The organism is Teichococcus deserti (assembly GCF_001982615.1).
Classification (GTDB): Bacteria; Pseudomonadota; Alphaproteobacteria; order Acetobacterales; family Acetobacteraceae; genus Pseudoroseomonas; species Pseudoroseomonas deserti.
In genome coordinates, this window is record NZ_MLCO01000543.1 from 1 (window position 1) to 2,859 (window position 2,859).

Genomic DNA, 2,859 nt, shown 5'->3' on the forward strand with positions numbered 1-2,859 from the left:
CGGCCCCAACATGGTGCCGCTGCGCGAGTTCGAAGGGCTGCTGCGCGACCTGGTGGCGCTCGACAAGCTGGTGAAGGGCCAGGCCTCGGCCCAGGGCGCCGCGGCACTGGGCGAGGTCGCGGCATGAAGCCTGTCCTGCTGATCCCCTCGCGCCTCGCCGCCACCCGGCTGCCCAACAAGCCGCTGGCCGATATCCATGGCGAGCCGATGATCGTCGCCGTCTGGCGCCGCGCCATGGAGGCCGACATCGCGCCCGTCTGGATCGCCACCGACACGCCCGCCATCGCGGAGGCGGTGCGCGCCGTCGGCGGCCAGGCGGTGCTGACCCAGCCCGACCACCCCTCGGGCTCCGACCGGGTCTTCGAGGCGCTGGGCAGGATCGACCCCGACCACAACTATGATGTGGTCATCAACGTCCAGGGCGACCTGCCGACGGTGACGCCGGCGACCATCCGCGCCGCCGCCGCGCCCCTGGCCGATGCCGAGGTCGCCATCGGCACCGCCGTCGCCCCGATCCTGCGCGCCGAGGAGCGCGAGGCCAGCTCCGTCGTGAAGATGGTCGGCACCCCGCTCGGCGGCGGCCGCTTCCGCGCCCTCTACTTCACCCGCGCCCAGGCCCCCTGGGGCGAGGGCCCGCTCTACCACCATATCGGCCTCTACGCCTGGCGGACCACGGCGCTGGCCCGCTTCGTCGCCATGCCGCCCTCGCCGCTCGAGCAGCGCGAGAAGCTGGAGCAGCTGCGCGCGCTCGAAGCCGGCATGCGCATCGACGCCATGGAGGTGGCGGAAGTTCCCCTCGGCGTCGACACGCCGGAGGATCTGGAGCGCGCCCGCGTCATGCTGGCCAACAAGGTTGCCGCCGCGCATTGAGCGGCCACGCCTTGGCACGGGGAACCGATGCCAAGGCAACCTAAGCTAAGAAAAGGCGTTTTCCCTGCAAGACCGTCGCGAGACGCGGCGGCCCGGACGGGCGATCCCGCCCGCCGAGGATGAAAGGCAGGGACACATGGACAAGGACCGCATTGAGGGCGCCGCCAAGCAGGCCAAGGGCGCGATCAAGGAAGCCGTGGGCAAGGTGACCGGCAGCACCAGCACCGAGCTCGAGGGCAAGGCCGACAAGGTCGAGGGCAAGACCCAGGCCACCGCCGGCAAGGTCAAGGATGCCGCGCGGGACGCGGTCAAGCACTGAGGAGCCCGGCGATGGCGATCAACACCGACACGGTCGAAGGCACCGCCCGCACGGTGGTCGGCCAGGCGCAGGAAGGCCTCGGCCGCTTCACCAACGATGACGACCAGCGCGCCGAGGGCCTGGCCCGTCAGGTCAGCGGCAAGGCGCAGCAGGCCTATGGCGAGGCGCGCGAATACGCCCAGCATGCCGGCGAGCGCGTGGTCCGCGTCGTCGAGCAGCAGCCGGTGACCTCGCTGCTGGTGGTGGGCGCCATCGGCTACGTGCTGGGGCTGCTGACGGCGCGGCGCTGAGCCGGCCTTCCGCTGCCAACGCAGACGTTCCGCCGCGGGACCCTCCGGGTCCCGCGGTTTTCTTTTGGACCTCAGCCCTTCTCGGCCGCCAGCGTCGCGGCCGCCTGGCGCAGCCGCTCCTGCCCCGCGGCATCCAGCGTCGGATAGCGCGGGTCGATCGCCTCCAGCGCCTCCACCACCGCCTCGACGACCAGCAGCCGGGTCAGCCACTTGCGGTCGGCCGGCACCACGTACCAGGGCGCATGCGGCGCGGCCGTCGCCCGGATCGCCGCCTCGTAGGCCTGCTGATAGGCGTCCCAGTAAGGCCGCTCGGCCAGGTCGCCGGCATCCAGCTTCCAGTTCTTCGCCGGTTCCTCGATGCGGGCCAGGAAGCGCTTGCGCTGCTCCTCGCGGCTGAGATGCAGGAAGAACTTCAGCACCACATAGCCCTGGCGGGCCAGGTAGCGCTCGAAGGAAGCAATATCCTCGAGGCGCTGCTCCCAGATCTTCGGCCCGACCACCTCCTCCGGCAGGCGCTGGCGGGCCAGCACGCTATCATGCACGCGGGCGATCAGCACCTCCTCGTACCAGGAGCGGTTGTGGATGCCGATCTCGCCGCGCGCCGGCAGCCGCGCGATGTGGCGGCGCAGGAAGTCCTGGTCGAGCTCCTCCGGTCCCGGCGCCTTGAAGGCATGCACCGAGCAGCCCTGCGGGTTCAGCCCGGAGAAGACATGCTTGATGGCGCCATCCTTGCCGGCCGCGTCCATCGCCTGGAAGATGACGAAGACCCCGTGCCGGTCCTGCGCCGACAGCCGGCCCTGCAGCTCGGCGAGCTTTTCCACGCCCTGGCGCAGCAGCCCCTCCGCCTCCTCCCGCGTCGGCACCTCTTTCGGGCCGCGGGTGGAATGCCTGGCCAGGCGGAAGCCGCCGCCCTCGGTGACGCGGCATCCCGCCGCCAGACGCCGGGCAATCGCACGCGCCATCTCAGGGCTCTCCTTGTCGCTGCTCATCCGGGGGTGACGCGGGGCGGGGCGGCGGGTTGCGCCGCCCCGCCCGCGATCACTCCGGCTTGGCCGGGGCCGGCGCCGGGTTCTCGGCCGGCGGCGTGACAGGGGGCGCCACTGTCGGTGCCACTGGCGGCGCCACTGGCGGCGTCCCCGGCGGCACCACGGCGGGCGCGCTGCTGCCCGGGGCGGCGTTGCCCGGGGTTTGCGGCGCCGGCTGGGGTACCGGCTGGGGCACCGGCTGAAGTCCCGGCTGCGGCGCCGCCGGGCGTTCGCGCGGCGCCTCGGCCGGCGGCGGCGCGGGCTTCGGCGTCTCGGCCGGCGGTGGCGCCGGCGCCGGGCGCGGCGGTGCCGGCGGCGGGTTCACTGGCGCCGGCGGCGCGGCGGAAGGCCGGCC

Annotated in this window: 4 protein-coding genes and 1 pseudogene; 3 read left to right on the plus strand and 2 right to left on the minus strand. The window is 73.2% G+C overall.

Annotated features, from left to right (window positions below):
- Positions 1-123 precede the first annotated feature (123 nt).
- From BKE38_RS29895 to BKE38_RS29905, 3 genes are all read left to right on the plus strand, one after another.
- A complete protein-coding gene (locus BKE38_RS29895) occupies positions 124-870 on the plus strand; it encodes a 3-deoxy-manno-octulosonate cytidylyltransferase (protein ID WP_076960696.1) in 747 nt (248 codons plus the stop codon).
- 136 nt (positions 871-1,006) lie between these two features.
- The gene (locus BKE38_RS29900; RefSeq protein ID WP_076960697.1) at positions 1,007-1,189 is read left to right on the plus strand and encodes a CsbD family protein; all 183 of its coding nucleotides are present in this window, start codon (positions 1,007-1,009) and stop codon (positions 1,187-1,189) included.
- 11 nt (positions 1,190-1,200) lie between these two features.
- Positions 1,201-1,479 carry a CsbD family protein gene (locus tag BKE38_RS29905; protein ID WP_106409338.1) on the plus strand — a complete coding sequence of 93 codons (279 nt, stop codon included), beginning with the start codon at positions 1,201-1,203 and terminating at the stop codon, positions 1,477-1,479.
- Positions 1,480-1,550: 71 nt separating this feature from the next.
- Here BKE38_RS29905 and BKE38_RS29910 read toward each other — a convergent pair whose 3' ends face one another.
- A complete protein-coding gene (locus BKE38_RS29910; RefSeq protein ID WP_076960698.1) occupies positions 1,551-2,441 on the minus strand; it encodes a PPK2 family polyphosphate kinase in 891 nt (296 codons plus the stop codon).
- 76 nt (positions 2,442-2,517) lie between these two features.
- Positions 2,518-2,859, minus strand: a pseudogene (locus BKE38_RS32685) (hypothetical protein); the annotation flags it as partial.

Bases quoted from the DNA above. Each gene is read 5' to 3' on its own strand.
- BKE38_RS29910 (WP_076960698.1), bottom strand. From the start codon at position 2,441: ATGGCGCGTGCGATTGCCCGGCGTCTGGCGGCGGGATGCCGCGTCACC.
- BKE38_RS29895 (WP_076960696.1), top strand. From the start codon at position 124: ATGAAGCCTGTCCTGCTGATCCCCTCGCGCCTCGCCGCCACCCGGCTG.
- BKE38_RS29900 (WP_076960697.1), top strand. From the start codon at position 1,007: ATGGACAAGGACCGCATTGAGGGCGCCGCCAAGCAGGCCAAGGGCGCG.
- BKE38_RS29905 (WP_106409338.1), top strand. From the start codon at position 1,201: ATGGCGATCAACACCGACACGGTCGAAGGCACCGCCCGCACGGTGGTC.